The organism is Streptomyces cyaneofuscatus (genome assembly GCF_042718795.1).
Classification (GTDB): Bacteria; Actinomycetota; Actinomycetes; order Streptomycetales; family Streptomycetaceae; genus Streptomyces; species Streptomyces cyaneofuscatus_A.
The window spans coordinates 94,584-115,322 of sequence record NZ_JBHXOX010000028.1; the positions used below are offsets into that span (position 1 = coordinate 94,584).

General features: G+C 73.6%; 17 protein-coding genes and 1 riboswitch. Of the genes, 5 read left to right on the forward strand and 12 right to left on the reverse strand.

The features are described from left to right. Window positions 1–202: 202 nt before the first annotated feature. On the reverse strand, window positions 203–958 hold the full coding sequence (locus ACFWRT_RS28875; protein ID WP_380954568.1) for a GNAT family N-acetyltransferase: 756 nt from the start codon (window positions 956–958) through the stop codon (window positions 203–205). Between the two features lie 628 nt (window positions 959–1,586). On the opposite strand from ACFWRT_RS28875, the gene ACFWRT_RS28880 reads away from it, so the two are divergent. Further along, window positions 1,587–2,483, forward strand: a complete 897-nt coding sequence (locus tag ACFWRT_RS28880) for a SigB/SigF/SigG family RNA polymerase sigma factor (protein WP_380954569.1) — start codon at window positions 1,587–1,589, stop codon at window positions 2,481–2,483. Between the two features lie 22 nt (window positions 2,484–2,505). On the opposite strand, the gene ACFWRT_RS28885 is transcribed toward ACFWRT_RS28880, so the two are convergent. Continuing rightward, window positions 2,506–3,744, reverse strand: coding sequence for a low temperature requirement protein A (locus ACFWRT_RS28885; protein WP_380954570.1), 1,239 nt, complete (start codon window positions 3,742–3,744; stop codon window positions 2,506–2,508). Between the two features lie 356 nt (window positions 3,745–4,100). Here ACFWRT_RS28885 and ACFWRT_RS28890 point away from each other — a divergent pair, with 356 nt between their 5' ends. From ACFWRT_RS28890 to ACFWRT_RS28900, 3 genes are read left to right on the forward strand one after another with little or no spacing between them, the layout of a single operon-like run. After that, window positions 4,101–5,462: a bifunctional o-acetylhomoserine/o-acetylserine sulfhydrylase gene (locus tag ACFWRT_RS28890; protein ID WP_380954572.1), complete on the forward strand. Its 1,362-nt coding sequence runs from the start codon at window positions 4,101–4,103 to the stop codon at window positions 5,460–5,462. Continuing rightward, entirely contained in the window at window positions 5,459–6,658 is a 1,200-nt protein-coding gene (gene metX / locus ACFWRT_RS28895; protein WP_380954630.1) for a homoserine O-acetyltransferase MetX, read from the forward strand. Before ACFWRT_RS28890 ends, metX begins: the two co-directional genes overlap by 4 nt. Continuing rightward, window positions 6,655–7,959 (forward strand): sulfite oxidase, encoded by a 1,305-nt coding sequence (locus ACFWRT_RS28900; RefSeq protein ID WP_380954573.1) that lies wholly within the window; start codon window positions 6,655–6,657, stop codon window positions 7,957–7,959. Before metX ends, ACFWRT_RS28900 begins: the two co-directional genes overlap by 4 nt. Here the strand turns inward: ACFWRT_RS28900 and ACFWRT_RS28905 are convergent. Beyond that, on the reverse strand, window positions 7,952–8,710 hold the full coding sequence (locus ACFWRT_RS28905; protein ID WP_380954632.1) for an adenosylcobinamide amidohydrolase: 759 nt from the start codon (window positions 8,708–8,710) through the stop codon (window positions 7,952–7,954). The genes ACFWRT_RS28900 and ACFWRT_RS28905 overlap by 8 nt on opposite strands. Window positions 8,711–8,932: 222 nt before the next feature. Here ACFWRT_RS28905 and ACFWRT_RS28910 point away from each other — a divergent pair, with 222 nt between their 5' ends. Further along, the gene (locus tag ACFWRT_RS28910; protein WP_380954574.1) at window positions 8,933–9,964 is read left to right on the forward strand and encodes a PRC and DUF2382 domain-containing protein; all 1,032 of its coding nucleotides are present in this window, start codon (window positions 8,933–8,935) and stop codon (window positions 9,962–9,964) included. A 126-nt stretch (window positions 9,965–10,090) separates the two neighbouring features. Here ACFWRT_RS28910 and ACFWRT_RS28915 read toward each other — a convergent pair whose 3' ends face one another. The 9 genes from ACFWRT_RS28915 to ACFWRT_RS28955 all read right to left on the reverse strand — a co-directional run bounded on the left by ACFWRT_RS28915 (window position 10,091) and on the right by ACFWRT_RS28955 (window position 20,686). Next, entirely contained in the window at window positions 10,091–10,876 is a 786-nt protein-coding gene (locus ACFWRT_RS28915; protein ID WP_380954575.1) for an ABC transporter ATP-binding protein, read from the reverse strand. Beyond that, the gene (locus tag ACFWRT_RS28920; protein ID WP_380954633.1) at window positions 10,873–11,916 is read right to left on the reverse strand and encodes a FecCD family ABC transporter permease; all 1,044 of its coding nucleotides are present in this window, start codon (window positions 11,914–11,916) and stop codon (window positions 10,873–10,875) included. The genes ACFWRT_RS28915 and ACFWRT_RS28920 overlap by 4 nt, the downstream gene beginning before the upstream one ends. Window positions 11,917–12,077: 161 nt before the next feature. Further along, on the reverse strand, window positions 12,078–13,130 hold the full coding sequence (locus ACFWRT_RS28925) for an ABC transporter substrate-binding protein (protein WP_380954577.1): 1,053 nt from the start codon (window positions 13,128–13,130) through the stop codon (window positions 12,078–12,080). 61 nt (window positions 13,131–13,191) lie between these two features. Beyond that, window positions 13,192–13,378, reverse strand: a riboswitch (cobalamin riboswitch). A gap of 106 nt (window positions 13,379–13,484) precedes the next feature. Beyond that, window positions 13,485–14,714, reverse strand: coding sequence for a beta-ketoacyl-[acyl-carrier-protein] synthase family protein (locus tag ACFWRT_RS28930; protein WP_380954579.1), 1,230 nt, complete (start codon window positions 14,712–14,714; stop codon window positions 13,485–13,487). Continuing rightward, window positions 14,711–14,992, reverse strand: coding sequence for an acyl carrier protein (locus ACFWRT_RS28935; RefSeq protein ID WP_380954581.1), 282 nt, complete (start codon window positions 14,990–14,992; stop codon window positions 14,711–14,713). Before ACFWRT_RS28935 ends, ACFWRT_RS28930 begins: the two co-directional genes overlap by 4 nt. 88 nt (window positions 14,993–15,080) lie before the next feature. Next, window positions 15,081–17,135 carry an acyl-CoA dehydrogenase family protein gene (locus ACFWRT_RS28940; RefSeq protein ID WP_380954583.1) on the reverse strand — a complete coding sequence of 685 codons (2,055 nt, stop codon included), beginning with the start codon at window positions 17,133–17,135 and terminating at the stop codon, window positions 15,081–15,083. A 63-nt stretch (window positions 17,136–17,198) separates the two neighbouring features. Next, complete coding sequence (locus tag ACFWRT_RS28945; RefSeq protein WP_380954585.1) at window positions 17,199–18,449, reverse strand: beta-ketoacyl-[acyl-carrier-protein] synthase family protein; 1,251 nt, start codon at window positions 18,447–18,449, stop codon at window positions 17,199–17,201. Continuing rightward, the gene (locus tag ACFWRT_RS28950) at window positions 18,433–19,467 is read right to left on the reverse strand and encodes a beta-ketoacyl-ACP synthase 3 (protein ID WP_380954634.1); all 1,035 of its coding nucleotides are present in this window, start codon (window positions 19,465–19,467) and stop codon (window positions 18,433–18,435) included. The genes ACFWRT_RS28945 and ACFWRT_RS28950 overlap by 17 nt, the downstream gene beginning before the upstream one ends. 268 nt (window positions 19,468–19,735) lie before the next feature. Continuing rightward, complete coding sequence (locus ACFWRT_RS28955) at window positions 19,736–20,686, reverse strand: carbohydrate kinase family protein (protein WP_380954587.1); 951 nt, start codon at window positions 20,684–20,686, stop codon at window positions 19,736–19,738. Window positions 20,687–20,739 lie beyond the last annotated feature (53 nt).

Below are 20,739 nucleotides of genomic sequence, written 5' to 3' on the forward strand. Positions count from 1 at the left end.
CCTGCGCCCTCTGCCCAGGGACACGCGCCCTCTCCTCCTGTTCGATGCTCGGTGCCGCCCGTGGTCCGGACGGTCCCTTCCAGTTGACCGGCATCCGGGCCCCGGCGCAGCGGGGCATAGGGCCCGGAGGCGGGGCCGAACGTCCCGACCGGGACGTCCGGCCCGGGACCTTCGGCCCTGTACGGGTGCCCGTGGGCCCTGATCACCGCTGCGGAAAACGCACCGGGGCCAGGGCGGAGAGGAACTCGGGGTGGGCGCGGAGCTGGAAGCCGAGCGATTCGTAGAGCCGGATCGCCACCGCGTTGGCGGCGGAGGTGTGGAGGAACGGCGTCTCGCCGCGCTCACGGATCCCGTACGCGACCGCCCGGACCAGGCGGCTCGCCAGGCCCTGGCCCCGTACGGACGCATCGGTGCAGACCCCGCTGATCTCGGTCCAGCCCGGCGGGTGCAGCCGCTCCCCCGCCATCGCGACCAGGGCGCCGCCCCGGCGGATGCCCAGATAGGTGCCGAGTTCCACGGTGCGCGGCAGGAAGGGGCCGGGACGGGTGCGCGCCACCAGGTCCAGCATCTCCGGCACATCCGCCGGGCCGAGCCGTACGGCTTCCGCGTCGGGCTCCGGGACCACCGACATGTCGACGAGCTGCACTCCGCCGATCCGGTGAAGAATCTCCCAGCCCTGCGGCGGCTCCCCGCTCAGCGTGTTCATGCTGATGGTTCCGCCCGGACCGGCCAGCGCCGCGAGATCGGCCCAGTCCCGCGCGTCGGGGACGGTGGGGTGGGCGGTCCAGGGGGTGACGTCGACGGGGTAGCGCAGGATCCGGCCGCGGCGCTCGGCGAAGTGGGCGTGCGGGCCCGTGAGCGAGGCGAGCGCGGGGTTGTCCAGCGGATGGGGCGCGGCGGGGGCGGCGGCCGGGGCGGAGGTCCGCTCCTCCCGCGTCGCGGGGTCGACGGTGCTCACGGGCCCACCTCGGCGATCGGATCGGGCCTTTCGGCCGCACCCCGTGCCACCCCTCCGCGGCACTCTTCGTACGCGTACGGCTTGCGCATGCTCTCCCTCGATCCGGTCCATCGCGCGGTTCCTCCCGGCGGGCACCCCGGTGCCCTGGCGCCGCGCGCCCGCCACCCGCGAAAAGCTGAGGGACGCAGGGCGTATTCCGTGCCGGGGAACTGTTCACGATGCCGCAATCAACCGGGGTGCCCGACCGGCTCCACGACCCCGGACGGAGAGGTTCCGAAGCACGCCGACGACGGGTGTGCGCCTGCCCGGCGGAGCGGCGAATTCGACTCATCTCTCGGCCGATCCGCGCCGGTCCGGTCCCAACTGCCCGCCGGTTGTGGCACTCTGGTGGCGACCGCCCCACCGGGCTCCCCCGTACCGGTGGGGCGGTTCTGTGCGCCCCCTGTGGTCCGGCCCGTCCCCATGACGGTGTTTCAGGGCCGAGCGGGGCCGGTTTCCGGCGCTCTCCAGCCGTTTTCGGTCAACTCGCGGCGCCTGGCGCGATCGAACCCCGTCCCGCACGCATGAGGACCGGACGGCCGGGCAGGCGAGTAGACCTGAGGGCCTACGACCAGGGGAGGGTGACGAGATGACGGCGCACACCGCGCGCACCGACGGTACCGAGCAGCACACCACCGGTACCGGGCAGCGGACGGGCACCACGGAGGACCTCCCGTGGATCGAGGATGCCGGAAAGATCGCCCCCATGGACGCGCGAGCCCTGTCGAAGGTCTTTTTCGACCGCCTCCAGGTCCTGGAGGAGGGCACGCACGAGTACCAGTACGCGCGCAACACGCTCATCGAGATGAACCTGTCGCTGGTCCGGTTCGCCGCCAACCGCTTCCGCAACCGGGGCAGCGGCGACATGGAGGACATCATCCAGGTCGGCACGATCGGGCTGATCAAGGCGATCGACCGCTTCGACCTCTCCCGCGAGGTCGAGTTCACCTCCTTCGCCGTCCCGTACATCGTCGGTGAGATCAAGCGCTTCTTCCGCGACACCAGTTGGGCCGTCCACGTGCCCCGGCGCCTCCAGGAGCTCCGGGTCGACCTCGCCAAGGCGAAGGAGGCCCTCGCCGCCGACCTCGACCGGGACCCCACGGTGCGGGAACTGGCCGAGCACCTCGGGATGGACGAGGCGGAGATCACCGAGGGGATCGTCGCGTCCAACGGCTACACCGCGGGCTCGCTGGACATGCCGACGGACTCCTCGGAGTCGGGCCCCCAGAGCACCCTCGGGCGGACCTTCGCCGATGTGCTGGGCGAGTCGGATCCCGCCATGGAGACCGTGGAGAACCTGCACGCCCTCGCCCCTCTGCTGGGCGAACTGGACGAGCGGGAGCGCCTGATCATCGACATGCGGTTCGGCCAGGAGCTGACGCAGGCCCAGATCGGTGCCGAGCTGGGGATCTCCCAGATGCATGTCTCGCGGCTGCTGAGCCGGATGCTGGGCAAGCTGCGCAGCGGGATGCTCACGCAGGAGTGACGCGGCCCGACCTGTCCACCGGTCAGGTCTCCGGTGTTCTGTCCTGTCCCACGCCGGCCCTCTCCAGCATGCGCCGCTGATGCCCGCGCCCGATCGTCTCGTAGCCGATCACGGTCACGAAGGGCGCGAGCATGACGACGATCAGGCAGAGGGCCAACGGCGCCGCCGTCACGGCCAGCAGGCCGGCCGTCAGCAGGACCGCCAGGGTCAGCGCGATCAGGAGCAGGTGGAAGCGGTCGGCCGCCGAGAGCAGCAGGGTGTGCAGCAGGTGGACCACCAGGAGGTAGAGGCCCACCGGGAGAGCGAGGGCGAGGACGACCGTCGTCTCGGAGATTTCCGCGTGGTGCTCCAGGTAGAGGCCCGCCACGTGCAGCCCCGCCCCGGCTCCGGCGACGGCGATGAACAGGGGGATGTGGCCGTAGCCGAAGAGATAGCCACGGTTGCGGCGGCGCTCCAGGACATGGCCGAACGGGGTCGTGAAGTAGACCCACCACATGCCGAAGGTCAGGCCGACCCCCGCGACGACGACGGCGATCGCGTTGCCGGTCCAGGCCGTGCCGTCGGCCCCGCCGAGCAGTTCGCCCGATGAGGCGACCGTGCCGACCACGCTCTCCCCGAGCACGATGATCGCGAAGAGGCTGTACCGCTCGGCCATGTGATGCGGATGCCAGGGCGTGCCGCCCGCCGCGCCCTGGGCGAAGACCGGCAGGGCCAGCTCCAGCACGCCGAGGACGACGAACCCTCCGAACACGACGTAAACGGGCAGTGCGACGAAGGCCAGGATGACCCATCCGACCTGGGCGATCACCGTCCAGCGGATGTTGGCCAGGGAGACGCCCCGGAATTCGGGGGCGTCCCGGGCGGCGCGGGCCCACTGGAGCACCATGGCGATCCGCATCACGATGTAGCCCGCGACCATGGCGCGCAGTTCGAGATGGCCGCCCTCGTCGACGGAGCGGAACATCGCCGGAAGGCCGAGCGAGAACACGACGACGCCGACCATCTGGACCATCGTCAGGACTCGGTAGAGCCAGTCGTCGGTGGCGAAGGCCGAGGCGAACCAACTGAAGCTGATCCAGGCGACGCTGATCGCGAACATCGCCATGACGAACGCGGCGACCGCGTGCCCCAGGTGCCCCTCGGCCAGCAGCTCGGCGAACCGCGACGACGCCGTACCGACCGCGACGACGAACGTCAGGTCGAACAGCAGCTCCAGCGGTGAGGAGACCCGTCCGTCCTCGCCGGGGTCACGTCCGGTCATCGGGGCGAGCCGCCGTCGCGACCGACCGGATCCGTCGGACCTGGTACGCGTACCGTTCCTACCGCTTTCGGGATGTTCTGGCATGTGCGCCATCATTCCGAGGTGAGGCCGCCGCGACGGGGCGTCACACGCCGTCGCGCGCGGGGAGTACGGGTACTCCACCGCGATGGCCGGTCCGGCCCCGGGCCGGCCTCCGCGTTGCCGCCGTATTGCAGGTTCGTGGCCAAGCCGGCGACACGCTTCCGGGCCGGTCCGGCACGTCCTACGGTCCGTAATCAGCCCGTCGCCACCCGGGCTTCCGCCGACCGGCGGACGTACACCGCCGTACGGCGACCGAACCACGTGCGAGGAACCATATGAGCCAGCCCCTCGACTCCGTCACCGCAGGCCACACCCCCGAGGACGTCAACCGGCAGGAACCCGGCGCCGCGTGGTCGTTCGAGACCAAGCAGATCCACGCGGGCGCCGCCCCGGACCCGACGACGGGTGCCCGCGCGGTGCCGATCTACCAGACGTCGTCGTTCGTCTTCCGCGACACCCAGCACGCCGCCGACGTGTTCTCCCTCGCCGAGCCGGGCAACATCTACACCCGCATCCACAACCCCACGCAGGACGTCCTGGAGCAGCGCATCGCCGCACTGGAGGGCGGGGTCGCCGCCGTGGCGCTCGCCTCCGGGCAGGCGGCCGAGACCCTCGCCCTGCTGACACTGGCCGGGTCCGGCGACCACATCGTCTCCTCGCCCTCGCTCTACGGCGGCACCTACAACCTCTTCCGTCACACGCTGCCCCGGTTCGGCATCGAGGTGACGTTCGTCGACGACCCCGAGGACCTCGACGCCTGGCAGGCCGCCGTCCGCCCCGACACGAAGGCGTTCTTCGCCGAGACGCTCGGCAATCCGCGCGGCGACGTGCTGGACATCCGGGCGGTCGCCGACACCGCGCACGCCGCCGGAGTGCCGCTGATCGTCGACAACACCGTCCCGACGCCCTTCCTGCTGCGGCCCATCGAGCACGGCGCGGACATCGTCGTCCACTCCGCGACCAAGTTCCTCGGCGGGCACGGCACCACCATCGGCGGGGTCGTCGTGGACGCCGGCACCTTCGACTTCGGCGCGCACGCCGAGCGCTTCCCCGACTTCCACGAGCCCGACCCGAGCTACCACGGGCTCCGGTACTGGCCGGCGCTCGGCCCGAGCGCCTTCGCCGTCAAGCTCCGCGTCCAGCTCCTGCGCGACCTGGGCCCGGCGCTCTCGCCGCACTCGGCGTTCCTGCTGCTCCAGGGGGTCGAGACGCTGAGCCTGCGGCTGGAGCGGCACACCTCCAACGCGCTGGAGCTGGCCCGCTGGCTGGAGCAGCGCGACGAGGTGGAGACCGTGCACTACGCGGGTCTGCCCTCCAGCCGCTGGTACGAGGTGGGGCAGCGCTATCTGCCGCGCGGCGCCGGAGCGGTGCTGGCCTTCGAGCTGAAGGGCGGGGCCGAGGCGGGCAAGCGGTTCGTGGACGCGGTCGAGCTGTTCAGCCACCTCGCCAACATCGGTGACGTACGGAGCCTGATCATCCACCCGGCCTCCACCACGCACAGCCAGCTCACCGAGGAGCAGCTCGTCGCCACCGGGGCCACGCCCGGCCTGGTGCGGCTCTCGGTCGGTCTGGAGAACGTGGACGACCTGAAGGCCGACCTGGAGGCCGGGTTCCGGGCCGCGAAGGCGGCGTCCTGAACCGTGGCGCCGCGCCCGCCGCACTTCCCCTCCCTCCGGCCTCCGGTGGCCGGAGGGAGGGGGACCCGCCCGGTCGCCGCCGCTGGGTGACGATCGAGGACCCGCTGCCCCTGGAGTCCGGCATCCGGCTACCGGGGGTCCGCCTGGCGTACGAGACCTGGGGGCAGCGGGCGGCGGACTCCTCCAACGCCGTGCTGGTCCTGCACGCGCTGACGGGCGACAGCCATGTGGCCGGTCCCGCGGGCCCCGGCCACGCCACCCCCGGTTGGTGGGACGCGCTGGTCGGCCCGGGCCGGGCGCTGGACACCGACCGGTGGTTCGTCGTCGCCCCGAACGTGCTGGGCGGCTGCCAGGGCAGTACGGGCCCCTCTTCCCCGGGGCCCGACGGCACGCCCTGGGGATCCCGGTTCCCGTATCTGACGGTACGGGACCAGGTGGCGGCCGAGGCGGCGCTGGCCGATGCCCTGGGCATCGGCCGGTGGGCGGCCGTGGTCGGCGGCTCGATGGGCGGGATGCGGGCCCTGGAGTGGGCGGTGAGCAGGCCGGAGCGTACGGGTTCGCTGCTGGTGCTCGCCGCCCCGGCCGCCGCCTCCGCCGAGCAGATCGCCTGGGGTTCGGCGCAGATCGGGGCGATCCGCTCCGACCCGGGGTGGCGGGGCGGTGACTACCATGGCGCCGCGCCCGGCGGCGGTCCGCACCGGGGCCTCGGCCAGGCGCGCCGCATCGCCCACATCACGTACCGCAGCGAGCCCGAGCTCGGCTCCCGGTTCGGCGGCGCGCCGCAGCCGGGCGAGGAGCCGGGGCGCGGCGGGCGCTACCAGGTGGAGTCGTATCTCGACCACCACGCGGCCAAGTTGACGCGCCGCTTCGACGCGGGCAGCTATGTGGCGCTCACCGAGGCGATGAACGGGCACGACATCGGCCGGGGCCGGGGCGGCACCGCCCGGGCGCTGCGCCGGGCGGAGATGCCCGCACTGGTGGCGGGCGTCGACTCGGACCGGCTCTACCCGCCTTACCAGCAGGAGGAGTTGGCGGAGCTGCTGCCGGGGTCCGACAGCCTGCGGCTCGTCAACTCACCCTACGGCCATGACGGTTTCCTCATCGAGACCGGGCAGGTGGGTTCGCTTGTAAGGGAGTTGCTCCCACCGACCCCCGCCCCCCTCCCCTCCCCCGCCCTCACCAAGGAGCTTCCATGAGCCCGCATCCCCCACTGCCCGAGGACGCCTACGACCGGACACGGCTGCGGCAGTGGTCCGCCGGAACAGCGCGTTCCGCCGGGATCGACCGCCGCGATCTGCTGAAGCTCGTCGCGGCGGCGGCGGCGGCGACGGCGACGGCCGCCGTGCCGCCGGCCTCGGTCGCCGCCGCTCCGGCACACGCGGCCCCGGCACACGCGGCCCCCGCCACCGCCGCCGGGCTGCCCGGGGTGGTCAAGCCGCTGCCCCCGGAGCTGTTCACGTTGCGCGGCACCAACGCGGAGACCGACTTCGCCGCGCTGAAGGGCACCGGGCTCCTCACCCCCGCCGACCGGTTCTTCGTCCGCAACCACACCGCCACCCCGCACATCGACCGGGACACCTGGAAGCTGACGGTCTGGGGCGACGGGCTCACGGGCGGCCCGGTGGAGTTCACGTACGCCGATCTCCTACGGCTGCCGTCGGTGAGCCGCACCGGGTTCGTGGAGTGCGCGGGCAACGGGCGCAGCTTCTTCGCCTCGCAGCAGGGGCAGGCGGTCAGCGGCACCGCGTGGACGCTCGGGGCGATCGGGACGGCCCGCTGGCGCGGGGTGCGGCTCGGGGATGTGCTGCGCCGGGCCGGGATCGGGCGGCACGCGGTGGACGTGCTGCCGCGCGGGCTGGACGCGGAGGTCGTCACGGACGGGGTGAACCTGGGCCGGGTGCGCCGGCCGCTGCCGGTGGCGAAGGCGCTGGACGACGTGCTGCTCGCGTACGAGATGAACGGCGAGCCGCTGCCGCCCGACCACGGGTATCCGGCCCGCATCATCGCGCCGTCGTGGGTGGGCATCGCCAACATCAAGTGGGTCGGGGACATCGAGGTGAGCGCCGACCCGCTGCTCACCCCGTGGAACACGGGCCTCTACCGGCTGTTCGGCCCCGGATATCCGCCGGAGGGCAGCGCCCCGTTGACCCGGCAGACGTTGAAGAGCGCCTTCGAGCTGGTGCGGGGCGCCTCGTTCACCGCCCATCGCCGTACGGTGCTGACCGGCCGTTCCTGGTCGGGCGGGGCGCCGGTGAAGTCGGTGGAGGTCAGCACCGACGGCGGGCGGCGCTGGCGGCGGGCCCGGCTGCACGACGTCCCCCGGGCCGGGAGCTGGGTGCGGTGGTCGGTGGACTGGATGCCGACGCGGCAGGGTGCGACGGAGCTGCTGGCCCGGGCCACGGACCGGTCGGGGCGTACCCAGCCGAAGGCGACGGCCCACAACACGCAGGGGTATCTGTTCGACGCGGTGGTGCGGCACCCGGTGACAGTCAGCTGAGGCGGGCTCCGGCCCGTACGGCGGTGTGCACGGCACGGGCGATCCGCGCACCCCAGGTGGAGCGGGGTCCGGCGAAGGGCTCGCCGCCGTCGGGCCCCGGTTCGGGGGCGGCGACGCACACGGCGTCCGTGGGGGTGCCCGAGCAGTCGAGTCCGGCGTCCAGGAGTGCCTGCACCTTGGCCTCGGTGGCGGTGGCGACGGCGTTGACCAGGGCGGCGTCGGAGAGGGCGACCGGGAGCGTGAGGACGATGTTGATCGTGCCGGGCCGGTGCGGGGTGGCGGCTTCCGGGTCGGGGGCCGCCGCCCAGCCCCGTACACCGAGGCCCGTGGTGACGGTCGCGGTGACGCCGCCGTCGTGGCCCGTCGTGTACGCGGCGACGTCGGCGGCGGTCATCAGCCCGGCGCCGGGGCCGGTGAGCCCTTCGGAGGCGGCGATCTCGGCGAGGTGGCGGTCCGGGTCGAGGCGCGGGTAACCGCCGGGGACCTGGGCGTTGAGGATCCAGGCGCGCGGGCCGATGCCGCCGCCGAGCACCGCGCTGCTGCACACCCGCACCCCCGGGCCCAGCCGCCACACGAGGTGGTGGAGGTGGTGTCCGTCCTCACGCCGGTCGTGGAGTTCCGCGCGCGGTTCGCCGCCCGGTTCGCCGCGCTGGGCCGGGAGCTGGAGACGTACGGAACGAATGGCGCACCCCTGGTGGCTCGGCGGGACCGGCGGTGGCCCGTCCTCCCGGGGCTGCCGTGCTCCGCCGATCCTATGCGGGCCCCGCACCCGCTCACCCGATTGGCCTAACTGGTCCGGGGGCCGCTCAGCGGCGTCGTACGGGGCCAGCAGGGACCGCCGGGCCGTCGGATCCCCTCCGGCCGGGTGGCCGGGCGGTTGCAGCGTCCAAGGGGGTGGGGCGCGATGGAAGCCGGACGTGCCTACATCTGGTGGAGCCACCCACAGGGCGCGCCCAGCGAGGAGGGTTCGGTTATGGGAGCCGCTGACGGTTTCACGGATTCCGGAGAGCTCGACGGTCTGACCGTGTACGACAACGACGGCGAGAAGGTCGGCAGCGTGGGCCGGGTGTACGTCGACGACGACACCGGCAAGCCCGACTGGGTCACGGTCAAGACCGGCATGTTCGGCATGAAGGAGAGCTTCGTACCGCTCGCCGGAGCCCGTCGAGTGGGCTCCGACCTGCATGTCTCGCACTCCAAGGACACGGTCAAGGAAGCGCCCCGCGTGGATGCGGACGCGCACCTTTCCGTCGCCGAGGAGGAGGAGCTGTACCGGCACTACGGCCTGACCAGGAAGTCCGGCAACCTCGGTGACACCGGCAAGGACACCGGCACCGGTGCCGACGCCAAGACCGCCGCCGGAACCGGCGCCATGGGCGCGGCCGGAGCCGGTGCGGCGGGCGCGGCCCGCGGCACGGGCACTCCGCCGAACGCGAAGGCGACCGGCAGGACCACCACGAGCGCCGGAGCGGCGGGCACGACCGGAGCGGCCGGCATGGCCGGCACCGGCAGGCACCGCGACACGGACACCTCCGCCACGTCCCGCCCGCTGGCGGGCGCGGGAGCGGGCACCCGGGCCGCCGATATGAGCGGCACGGAGGAGATGATCCGCTCCGAGGAGCAGCTGCACGTCGGTACGGAGGAGTACGAGAGCGGCCGGGCCAGGCTGCACAAGTACGTGGTGACCGAGGAGGTCACCCGGTCCGTGCCCGTCTCCCACGAGGAGGTGCGGGTGGTCCGCGAGCCGCTGCGGCCCGGTGAGAAGGTGACCGGGACGACGGACTTCGGCGAGCAGGACGTGGAGGTCACGCTGCACGCGGAGCGCGCCACGGTCCGCAAGGAGGCCGTCCCGGTGGAGCGGGTCCGCCTGGAGACCGAGAGGGTCACCGAGCAGAAGGAAGTCTCCGCCGAGGTCCGCAAGGAGAAGATCGACTACGGCGACGGCAAGGACATGGACACCGGCAAGGACACCGGTGGCGAGTTCGGCCAGGGGCGCCGCCGCTGACGGCGGATCCCCTCCGGCGGCCGGAAGGCCGCTCCCATGTCCTCGGCCTTCGGGCGGGCCCGTGCGAACGGGTCCGCCCGGCGGGCTGTCCGGGGGCTGTCCCCGGGGGCGCCCTCAGCCTGCTGTTCAGCGGCGCGGCAGGAACCGTACCGAAGGGCGTCCGTCCGGTCCGTCCGGGGTGACCACCGCCCGGACCCCGTACACGTCCTCGATCAGCTCCTCCGTCATGACCTCGGCCGGGGTGCCGCCCGCGATGACCCGGCCCGCCTTCATCACGGTGATCCGGTCGCAGAACATCGCCGCGAGGTTGAGGTCGTGCAGGGCGATGACGCTGGTGAGGGGCAGTTCGGCGACCAGGGCGAGGAGTTCGAGCTGGTGCTGGATGTCCAGGTGGTTCGTCGGCTCGTCGAGGAGGAGTTCGCGGGGCTGCTGGGCGAGCGCCCGGGCGATCTGGACGCGCTGGCGTTCACCGCCGGAGAGGGTGTGCCAGGACTGTGCGGCCCGCTCGGTGAGGCCGGTGCGCCGAAGGGCCTCGGTGACGGCTTCCTCATCCGCGCGGTCCGGGGCGGACCAGGCGCGGCGGTGCGGGATGCGGCCGAGGCGGACGACGTCCAGGACGCTGAGGTCGACCTGGGTGACGGCGTGCTGGTCGACCACGGCGATCCGGCGGGCCACGGTGCGGCGGCCGAGGGCGGCGAGGGGGTCGCCGTCCAGGGTGACGGTGCCGGTGTCCGGGGCGAGGAGGCCCGCGAGGATCCGCAGGAGCGTGGACTTGCCGGAGCCGTTGGGGCCGAGCAGGCCGACGGTGGCGCCGGGCGGCGGGGTGATGTCGACCCCGTCGAGGATGAGGCGCCCGCCGGCCTCCCGGCCGACCCGCTCGGCACGCAGGCCGCTGTTCTCGATGAGGCTCATGGCGTGCTCCGGGTGCGGTACAGGACGGCGACGAACGCGGGCACGCCGATCAGCGCGGTGACGACCCCGACCGGCACCTCCTGCGGATCCAGGACCGTGCGGGCGAGCGTGTCGACCCAGACGAGGAAGATCGCCCCGGCGAGCGCGGTGACCGGCAGGAGCCTGCGGTGACCGGAGCCGGTGAGGGCGCGGGCGGCGTGCGGCAGGACCAGGCCGACGAAGCCGATCGCCCCGGCCGAGCTGACGAGGGCGGCGGTCAGCAGGGCGGTGGTGCACAGCAGCACGATCCGGGTGCGGGCGACGTTCACGCCGAGTGCGGCGGCCGCGTCCTGCCCGAAGGCGAAGGCGTCGAGCGTACGGGCGTGGGCCAGGCAGATGGCCAGGCAGACGGCGAGGACGGCGGCGCACAGGGCCACCTCGCCCCAGCCGACGCCGCTGAGCGAGCCGAGCAGCCAGAACAGCACCCCGCGGGTCTGCTCGGCGTCGGCGGAGGTCATCACGACGAACGAGGTCAGGGCGGAGAAGAGCTGCATCGCCGCGACACCGGAGAGCACCACCCGGTCGGTGGTGGAGCCGAGGGTGTGGCTGAGCAGCAGGACCAGGGCGAACGAGCAGATGGCCCCGACGAAGGCCCCGGCCGACAGCGACACCGCTCCCCCGCCGACGCCGAGGACGACCACCACGACCGCACCGGTGGAGGCCCCGGAGGAGACGCCGAGCACGAACGGGTCGGCGAGCGGGTTCCGTAGCAGCGACTGCATCACCGTGCCGCACACCGCGAGCCCCGCCCCGCACACGGCGGCGAGCAGCGTACGCGGCATGCGCAGGTTCCAGATGATGCCGTCCCGGATCGGGCTCAGCTCCGAGGCGCCGAAGCCCAGGTGGGAGGCGACGGCGGACCAGACGTCGGGGACGGAGATCCTGGCCGGCCCGATCGTGACGGCGACGGCGACGGAGAGCAGCAGGAGCAGGAGTCCGCCGGTCCAGATCAGCGCCTGGACCGGCCCGCCGACCCGCCGTACGTCAGTGGGCCGCTCCACTGTCGGGCCTCCGCCGCTCGCCCCGCACGCCTTCACCGTCGGGCTGCCGCCGCTCGCCCCGCACGCCTTTACCGTCGGGCTGCCGCCGCTCGCCCCGCACGCCTTCACCGTCGGGCTGCCGCCGCTCACCCCGCGCGCCTTCACCGTCGGATTCCCGTCGCTCACCCCGCGAGCCCGAAGTCGCGCAGCCCTGCGGCGACGCGCTGCAGTCCCTCGACCGTCCGGATGGTGGGGTTCATCGCCTGGCCGCTGAGCAGCACGTACCGCCGGTTCTTGACGGCGTCCATCGTCTTGGTGACCGGGTTGGACTCCAGGAACTCGATCTTCTTCTCGGCGCTCTCCGCCGTCTGCATCGTGCGGCTCAGGTCGCCGATGACCAGGACGTCGGGGTTGCGGTCGGCGACGGTCTCCCAGCTGATCTGGGGCCATTCGTCGTGGGTGTCGTCGAAGACGTTCTCCGCGCCGAGCTCCCGGGTGATGACACCGGGGGCACCGCAGCAGCCCGCGAGGTAGGGGGCCTTGGAGTCGGAGAACCAGTAGAGGAGGGAGGCCTTCGAGCCGTCGATGCCGTCGGTGGCCTTCGCCACCCGCGCCCGGAGCTTCTTGACCAGGGCGTCGCCGCGCTCGGGCACGCCGAACACCTGGGAGAGCTCACGGACTTCGGTGTAGACGCTGTCCATGGTGAGGGGTGCGGTACGGGCTCCGTCGCCGCCGCCGCTGTTGTCCTTGCCGACGCAGTCGGCGGGCGAGATGTAGGTCGGGACGCCCAGCTTCTCGAACTGTTCGCGGGGGGCGACGCCGCCCTTGGCGAGGGTGGAGGCGAAGGAGGCAGAGAGGAAGTCGGGCTCCTTGTCGAGGACCTTCTCGGACGAGGGCCGGTTCTCCGATATGCGCTCGACGCCCTTGTTGGCCTTCTCCAGGCCCTTCATCACCGGGTCGCTCCAGGTCGCGGTACCCGCGAGCCGGTCGGCGAGGCCGAGCGAGAGGAGGATCTCCGTCGATCCCTGGTCCACCGAGACGGCCCGCTGGGGCGGCGCCTTCACGGTGACGGTGCGGCCGCAGTTCTTCAGGGTGAGCGGGAAGCCCTCGGCCTTGGCGCCGCCGTCGGACGACGAGGTGGTGGTGGACCCACCGCCGCAGGCGGTGAGGAGGACGACGCCGGCCGCGAACAGGGCGGCGGTGCGTATCGGGGCAGGGGTGGCCTTGGACAGCACGGAGGACCTCGGTGTCTCTGGGCCCAGCCGCGGAGCCCGTCGTACGGTTCCCGTGCCCCGGTGCGGGGCGCGGGTGCCAGCAGGTCTTCGGACTCGGGTTCGTCCGGGCGGGACGCCTTCCCGGAGCACCCGTGTGCTCCAGTGGCCGTGGCCCCGCCCGTCCCCCTCACCGCTGCGCGTCAGTTCCGGTGTCGCACCGGATTCCCTGACCCCGTCGCTGGGGTTCGACTGGCCCCGGCAAGCTATCACGGGTCTTCGCGCAGCTCAGAGCCGGTGCGCGGACCGCTCCCCCCGGGTGGGCCGGTGCGGCGCGGGATCGTCCCGCCGCACCGGCCCGACAGTCGGCGAATGGGCTCAGGGAGCCTGGAGCGCGATCACCGCGTTCTGTCCGCCGAACCCGAAGGAGTGGCTGACGGCCCGTCGTACGGGCACCTCACGCGGTGCCTTGGTGACGCAGTCGATGGCGAACCCGGGGTCCGGCGCGTCCAGGTTGGCGATCGGCGGGACGATGCCGTGCTGGAGCGTCAGGACGGTCAGCCCCGCCTCGATGGCTCCGGCCGCCCCCATGCAGTGGCCCAGGACGCCCTTGGGGGCGGTGACGGGCGGCCGGTGCGGGTAGGCCCGGCCGATGAGCGCGGCTTCGGTCGCGTCGTTGAGGGGCGTCGAGGTCCCGTGGGCGTTGACGTGGCCGACGTCCTCGGCCCGCCACCCCGCGTCGGCCAGCGCCGCGTCGACGGCGGCCTGGGCGACCGCCCCGGAAGGGTGCGGGGAGGTCGGGTGGTGGGCGTCGGTCGTGGCGCCCGTACCCGCCAGCAGCGCCCGGGGGGCCGCTCCTCTGGCCCGGGCGTCCGCCGCCCGCTCCAGGACCATGATCGCGGCGCCTTCGCCCATGACGAGCCCGGCCCGGTCGGCGGCGAAGGGGCGGCAGAGGCGGGCGGGGTCCCCGTCCTCCTGCCGCAGGGCCGCCGCGCCGGAGCGGGCGAAGCCCGTCATGGCGACCGGGAAGACGATCGACTCGGTGGCTCCGGCGATCGCGATGTCGCACTGCCCGAGCGCCAGCATGTCGCGGGCCACCGAGAGGGCGGTCACCCCGGAGGAACAGGCCGTGCAGGGGGCGAGGCTGGGGCCCGTGGCCTTCATCTGGATGGCGATCTCGGCCGCGGGCATGCTCGGGATGGTGAGCAGGATGCCCGAGGGCGAGGTGGCCTCGGGGCCGCGCCGCTCCAGGGCGACGGCCTGTTCGGTGAGTCCGGCGGATCCCCCGCTGCTGGTGCCGACGACGACCGCGACCCGGGCACCGTCCCAGTGGGCGGGGTCGAGCCCGGCGTCGGTCACCGCCTCCCGAGCGGCGAGGACGGCGAACTTCACGTACCGGCCCATGCGGAAGGCGGTGCGGCCGCCGACCGCGTCGTCCAGGTCGATGCCGGAGACCGTACAGGCGAAGTCGACGGCGCAGCCGTGCAGTTCGGGGACGGTGCGGGCGAAGGACTCGCCGCGGCAGACGCCGGCCCAGGTGGTGTCGGTGGTGTGGCCGGCCGGGGTGATCATCCCCAGGCCGGTGACGGCGATGGCGGGTCGGTTCATCGGGTGTTGCTCACCGGCACCGCACTGCCTGCCGCCTCGCCGCCGACGGCCGCGTCGATGAACGCGGAGATGTCGGCCAGCGTGGCGTCCTTGTAGAGCTTCTCGGAGTCGGCGGCGACCCCCAGGGTCTCCTTGATGATGACGGCGAACTCGGCGACCGCCAGGGAGTCCATCTCCAGGCTGTCCATCGTGGACTGAGGCAGGATTTCGGCTGCGGGCACCTTGAACGTCTCGGTCAGCACCTCGGTGATCTTCGGGTGGATGGTCTGGCTCTTCACGGTGTTTCCTCTCATCGGCGGCCTCATGGACGGCGGGTGGCGATACGCACAGGCCCACCGCCGAAATAACTGGAGGGTGCCCCTCCGGTTACGCCCTGGGGCGAACCGATTCGTCTACGCTCACCTGCGGCTTCTCGAACCACCGGGAGAGCATCGACGTGGTCCCCCAGTACGCCAGCAGCACGCCACGGGTGCCGAGCGCCGCCACCTTCTCGCGCAGCGGACGCCGCCGCTTGCTGCCGCAGGCGGGCCGCAGGAAGTCCGCCGTGCGGAGCCCGGTCGCACCCGCCGTGCGGGCCCCTGCTCCTGTCGTCCCGCGGCGCTGGTGCCAGGAGCCGTCCGGATCGTCGTAGGCGTCCGCGTAACCGGGCCCTGCGATCGGCCAGTCCGCCATCAGGCGCTCCGGCAGCGCGAACGACTTCACCAGATCGGGGGCGTGGCGGGCCACGGTCGCGATGAGCCGCTCCACCGCCTCGGGCAGCGAGAACACCTGTTCGGCGGTCAGCCGTCCGGCCGCCAGCAGATCACCGCTGTTGCGGGCGATCCACCGGAGGGCGAAGAGCCGGTGCAGCTCGGTCAGCCGCTCGCGGGCCGGCCCGGCGGGCAGGGATGCGGTGGCCTGCTCGTACGCCTCGCCCGCCTGCCGGTAGCCGTACGCCTCCACCCCGCGCAGCGCCGGACCCGAGGCGGCGTTCCACCGGCCGAGCGGGTCGCCGGGCGGGGCGGCGCCGATCCGCTCCCGGGCCCGGTCGAACCAGATGTCCTCCACCGCCGCGAGCAGCCGGCCCAGGAAGCGGGGGTCGTCCAGGTCGCCGGGGCCGTCCCCCTCCTCCTCGTCCCGGACGGTGACGCTGAACAGCATCTCGGCGGCGGCCTTGGCGTGCACGGCGAGGTTGTCGCCCTCGGCGGTGATGGCGCCCTCGATGCCGGTGAACAGCTCGGTCATGCCGTTGTTCTCCAGCAGCCCCTGCGCCCCGCACCGCTCCCGGCACTCGACGATGACGCCGCGCGCCTGCCAGGTGATCCACCCCTTGGCGACGGCGACCAGGCGCTCCGCCTCGTCCCGGTCGGCGGCGGGGGCGGACTCCCAGCGGTCCAGCGCCCTGCGGTGGAGGAGGCTCATCGCGAAGACGGTGGCCATCGCCTCGGCGAGGGGGCCGTGGTGGGTGCGGTGCGCGTAGACGGGCACGCGTCGCGAGCCGCGCGATCCGGAGACCAGCCGGTGTCCGGCGTACCGGATCGCGAGGGCGAGGGTGACCCGGGCGGAGCCCACCGCGCAGGCGCTCATGGAGAGCTTGCCGGGGGTGACGCGGCCGATGGAGAGGAGGAACCGCCTTCTGCGGTTGGCCAGTTCGCTGGTGAACCGCCCGTCCTCACCGATCCGCCCCTGCTCCCCGGCGAGCAGGGCCGCGCGCGGGACGAAGTACCGGTCGAAGGAGGTGAGGCAGTGGTCGACCGGGGAGCCCATGCGGGCGGGCAGCCGCCGAACCCGTACGCCGGGCAGGGCGCTGACGGCGTCGGTGAGCGGGGCGAGGAAGAGGAAGACCCCGTGGTCGGCGCCGTCGGCGAGGAGGCGGGCGGCGACCACACCGGTCTTGGGGCCGCCCGCGGGGCTGGTGTTGGGCATGAACTTCTGAGCCCCGGAGTTCGGGGTGTGCAGGACGAAGCCGTCGCGTTCGCGGTCGTACGTCGCGGTGGTCCGGAGGGCCGCCGCGTCGTTGCCGTGCGCCACCTCCGTACAGAGGAAGGTGCCGATACTCCGCAGCTCCAGGAAGTCCGAGAGGTCGCGCGGCGTGCCCGGGTCGTGGTCGAGGAGGGAGCCGAGGAAGAGGTTGTAGTGGATGCCGGCGACGGTGGTGAGCGCCGGGTCGACCGGGCCGAGCCATTCGTGCAGGGCGGCCAGGGCGCGGGGGTCGGCGGCGAGCCTCGCGCCGCTGTCCAGTGCGTCGTTGAGGATGCGGAGCCGGTGGTAGGAGAGGGCGAGCCGTTCGTCGGGGGTGCCGCCACCGGAGCGCCGAAACGGTTCTGTTGTGAGCAGCCGTCGCCAGAAGCCGTGCTCCTGGCGGAAGTTGTCGCCGTAGAGCACTCGGGTGAGCAGATCGTCCGTGGAGGGCTGTCGTGGTTCATGCGTGGATACGGTCACGACAGAGTAACGATCAAGGAACGGCGAGGACACCCCTCGCCGTTCCCGAACGGCCCTGCGGGGTCAGGTGCGTTGGAAGGCGAGCGCCACGTTGTGTCCGCCGAAGCCGAAGGAGTGGCTGACCGCGCGCTCGACCCGCTGGTGGCGGGGCTCCTTCATCACGCAGTCGAGCGGGAACGCGTCGGGGAGGGCGTCCAGGTTGGCGATCGGCGGGATGAGGGAACGTTCCAGCGTCAGGACGGTGGCGACCGCCTCGATCGCGCCCGCCGCCGCGAGGGTGTGCCCGATGACGCCCTTGGGTGCGGTGACCGGGGGGCGGTGCGGGAAGAGCCGGGAGATGAGGGTGGTCTCCATGGCGTCGTTGAGGGGGGTGGAGGTGCCGTGGGCGTTGATGTGGTCGACCTCGCCCGCCGCCCAGCCCGCCTGGTCGAGGGCCGCCTGTACGGCGCGCTCGGCGCCGCGCCCGTCGGGGGCCGGGGCGGTGGGGTGGTGGGCGTCCGTGCTGGAGCCGGCCCCGGTGAGCAGGGCGCGGGCCCGGCCGCCCCGGGTCCGGGCCGCCTCCTCGCGCTCCAGGACGAGCATGGCGGCGCCCTCACCGATCACGAACCCGTCCCGGTCGTCGGCGAACGGCCGCGACGCGCCCGCCGGATCGGCGGTACGGGTGGAGAGCGCGCCCATCCGCGCGAACGCGGTCACCACCAGCGGCGTCAGCACCGACTCGGCGCCGCCCGCCACCACCACGTCGCAGGACCCGCCGAGCAGCAGATCGCGGGCGACGGCGATCGCGGTGGCCCCGGAGGCGCAGGCGGTGGCGGGCGCGAGGGACGGGCCGCCCGCCTTCAGGGCGATGGCGACCTCGCCCGCCGCCGCGTTGGGGATCATCATCGGGACGAGCAGCGGCGAGACCGCCTCCGGCCCCGAGGCGGCCAGCTTGGCGGCGTTGTCCACCAGGACGGAGACACCGCCCACGCCGACGCCCAGCACGACGCCGACCCGGCCGCCGTCCCAGACCGCCGGGTCGAGACCGGCGTCGGCGACGGCCTGCCGGGCCGCGACGACGGCCAGTTTCACGAACCGGGCCATCCGCCACACCGAGCGGCCGCCCACCGCCTCGTCCAGGTCGATGGAGTCGACCGGGCAGGCGAAGTCGACCGGGAGACCGGCCAGTTCCGGCCGTCGCCGGGCGGTGGAGTGCCCGGAGCACAGCCCTTCCCAGAAGCTGTGCTCGTCAGCCCCTGCGGGTGTCACCAGGCCGACCCCCGTCACCGCGACGGCGGTGGCGGCTCCGGTGCCCTGATCAGCGGACTGCGACATGCTGTGTTCCTTCCGTAGAGATCGTCGAGTTGGTCTGCGGGGTCCCCGGCCACCGAAGTGCCGCCGAACCCCAGGTCAATCCGCCCCCGAACGCGGTGAGCAGCACCCGGTCCCCGCCCCGGAGCACCCCGCGCCCCGCCGCGTCGGCCAGGGCGAGGGGGATGGAGGCGGCGCCGGTGTTGCCGACCCGCTCCAGATGGGTGACGCAGCGCTGCGGCGCGATGCCGACCCGGTCGGCGACGGCGCGCAGGATCCGGGCGTTGGCCTGGTGCGGCACGAAGTGGTCGACCTCGGCCGGATCCCAGCCCACCCGATCGAGGAGCACCCGGCAGGAGCCGGTCATCCGCTCCACGGCGTGCTGGTAGACGGTCCGGCCCTGCATCCGGAAGTACGCGTCGCCCGGTGCGGGCGGCTTCCCGTCCGCGCGGGCACGGGCGCCGCCGCCGGGGACGGTGATCAGGTCGTGGCCGGTGCCGTCGCTGCCCAGGTCGAAGGCGAGCAGCTCACCGGGGTCACCGGTCCGCCCGGCCGCCACGAGGGCCGCGCCCGCCCCGTCGCCGAAGACGACTCCGGCCGAGCGGTCGTCGGGGTCGAGCCAGGCCGAGTAGACGTCGGCGCCGACCAGCAGGATGCGCTCGTACAGCCCGGAGGCGACCAGGCCGTGGCTCAGGGCGAGCCCGTAGACGAAGCCGCTGCACACGGCAGCGATGTCCAGCGCCGGTACGGTGCCGAGCCCGAGCCGGGAAGCGAGGGCGGGGGCGGTGCCGGGGCAGAGGTGGTCGGGGGTGGCGGTGGCGAGGACCACCGCGTCGACCGGGCCCGCCGCCGGGGAGCCCGCGAGCAGCCGGGAGGCCGCCTCGTAGGCGAGGTCACCGGTGGCGGTCCCGGGCCCGGCGCGGTGCCGGCTGCCGATCCCCGTACGGCGGCGGACCCAGGCGTCGTCGACGCCCCAGCCGGCCGGGAGCCGGTCGTTGGGGACCGGCTCGCCCGGCACCCAGCCCGCCACGCTCTCCAGCACCGCCGTGCGCCCGCCGCCACGGCCCGCTAAGGCACGCTCCCGCTCCTGCGGCCCCGCCGCGCTGCCCACTGCCCGTCTGCTCGCCACCCGCTGCCCCGATCCCGTTGTCATACTGCGAACGGTTGACGAACGGCGGGACGCCTGACGAGGGTGCGTTCGACTGGGCCGAACGGGTCATGACGGTTTGTCAGTTACGCGCGCGCCCCGCGATCCCCGTTACGGGTGAGCGCCTCCGGAAGCCCCGTGGGCCCCGTCACGGGCGAGCGCCTCACGAAGCTCCGTGAGCCCCGTCACGGGTGAGCGCCTCCCTGAGCTCGGCCGCGTCGGGCGGGTTGGCGCCGGCCCGGGAGACAGTGACGGCGGCGGAGGCCACCGCGTGGCGCAGGACGTCGGCCACGGTGTCCCGGTCCACGGCGTGCAGCCGCTCCCGCGCCGCGGCGCCGAGGAGGCCGTGCGCGGCCAGCGCGTGGAGCGTGCCCGACATGAACGCGTCGCCCGCGCCCACGGTGTCCACCACCTCGACCGGCGCGGCCTCCACCGTGATCCGCCCGCCGGGCAGCACGGCGAGGGCCCCGTCGCCGCCCCGGGTCACCAGGACGACGGCGGGCCCGCCGTCCAGCCAGCGGGCGGCGACCTTGTCCGGCTCCTCCCCCGGGTACAGCCATGCCAGGTCCTCGTCGCTCGCCTTGACCAGGTCGCTCAGCGCGACGCACTCCTCGACCCGGGCCACGGCCGCCGCGTGGTCGCCCATGAGCGCGGGCCGCACATTGGGGTCGTAGCTGACGGTCGCGGTGGCCCGGGCTCCCCGCACGATGTCCAGGACCGTGGCCGACCCCGGCTCCACCACGGCACCGATCGAGCCGGTGTGCACATGGCCCGGGGCAGGTTCCACGGTGACCGGGGCGAGGGTCCAGGCGATGTCGAACGCGTACGAGGCCTGCCCGGCCGCGTCCAGGGTGACGACGGCCGACGGGGTGGCGGTCGCGGACCGGTCGGTGCGGACGGTGACGCCGGCGGCGGCCAGGTGGTCCCGGATGAGCCGCCCGTTCGGGTCGGGGCCGAGCTGGGTGAGGAGGGTGGCGCGGTGGCCGAGGCGGGCCAGGCCGTAGGCGACGTTGGCGGGGCTGCCGCCGGGGTGGACCCTGTCCTCCTGGTCCGGCTGCCGGACGATGTCGGCGACGCATTCGCCGACGACCAGCAGTTCGCTGTGGTCGAGCATGGGGGTGGATCTCCTCAACTGCTGTCGCGTGCGTGTCCTCGGGTCCTCCGCAC

What these genes read in the sequence shown, in the direction of transcription:
- ACFWRT_RS28880 (WP_380954569.1), top strand. Translation starts at nt 1,587, where the DNA reads ATGACGGCGCACACCGCGCGCACCGACGGTACCGAGCAGCACACCACC.
- ACFWRT_RS28885 (WP_380954570.1), bottom strand. Translation starts at nt 3,744, where the DNA reads ATGACCGGACGTGACCCCGGCGAGGACGGACGGGTCTCCTCACCGCTG.
- ACFWRT_RS28890 (WP_380954572.1), top strand. Translation starts at nt 4,101, where the DNA reads ATGAGCCAGCCCCTCGACTCCGTCACCGCAGGCCACACCCCCGAGGAC.
- ACFWRT_RS28900 (WP_380954573.1), top strand. Translation starts at nt 6,655, where the DNA reads ATGAGCCCGCATCCCCCACTGCCCGAGGACGCCTACGACCGGACACGG.
- ACFWRT_RS28910 (WP_380954574.1), top strand. Translation starts at nt 8,933, where the DNA reads ATGGGAGCCGCTGACGGTTTCACGGATTCCGGAGAGCTCGACGGTCTG.
- ACFWRT_RS28915 (WP_380954575.1), bottom strand. Translation starts at nt 10,876, where the DNA reads ATGAGCCTCATCGAGAACAGCGGCCTGCGTGCCGAGCGGGTCGGCCGG.
- ACFWRT_RS28930 (WP_380954579.1), bottom strand. Translation starts at nt 14,714, where the DNA reads ATGAACCGACCCGCCATCGCCGTCACCGGCCTGGGGATGATCACCCCG.
- ACFWRT_RS28945 (WP_380954585.1), bottom strand. Translation starts at nt 18,449, where the DNA reads ATGTCGCAGTCCGCTGATCAGGGCACCGGAGCCGCCACCGCCGTCGCG.
- ACFWRT_RS28955 (WP_380954587.1), bottom strand. Translation starts at nt 20,686, where the DNA reads ATGCTCGACCACAGCGAACTGCTGGTCGTCGGCGAATGCGTCGCCGAC.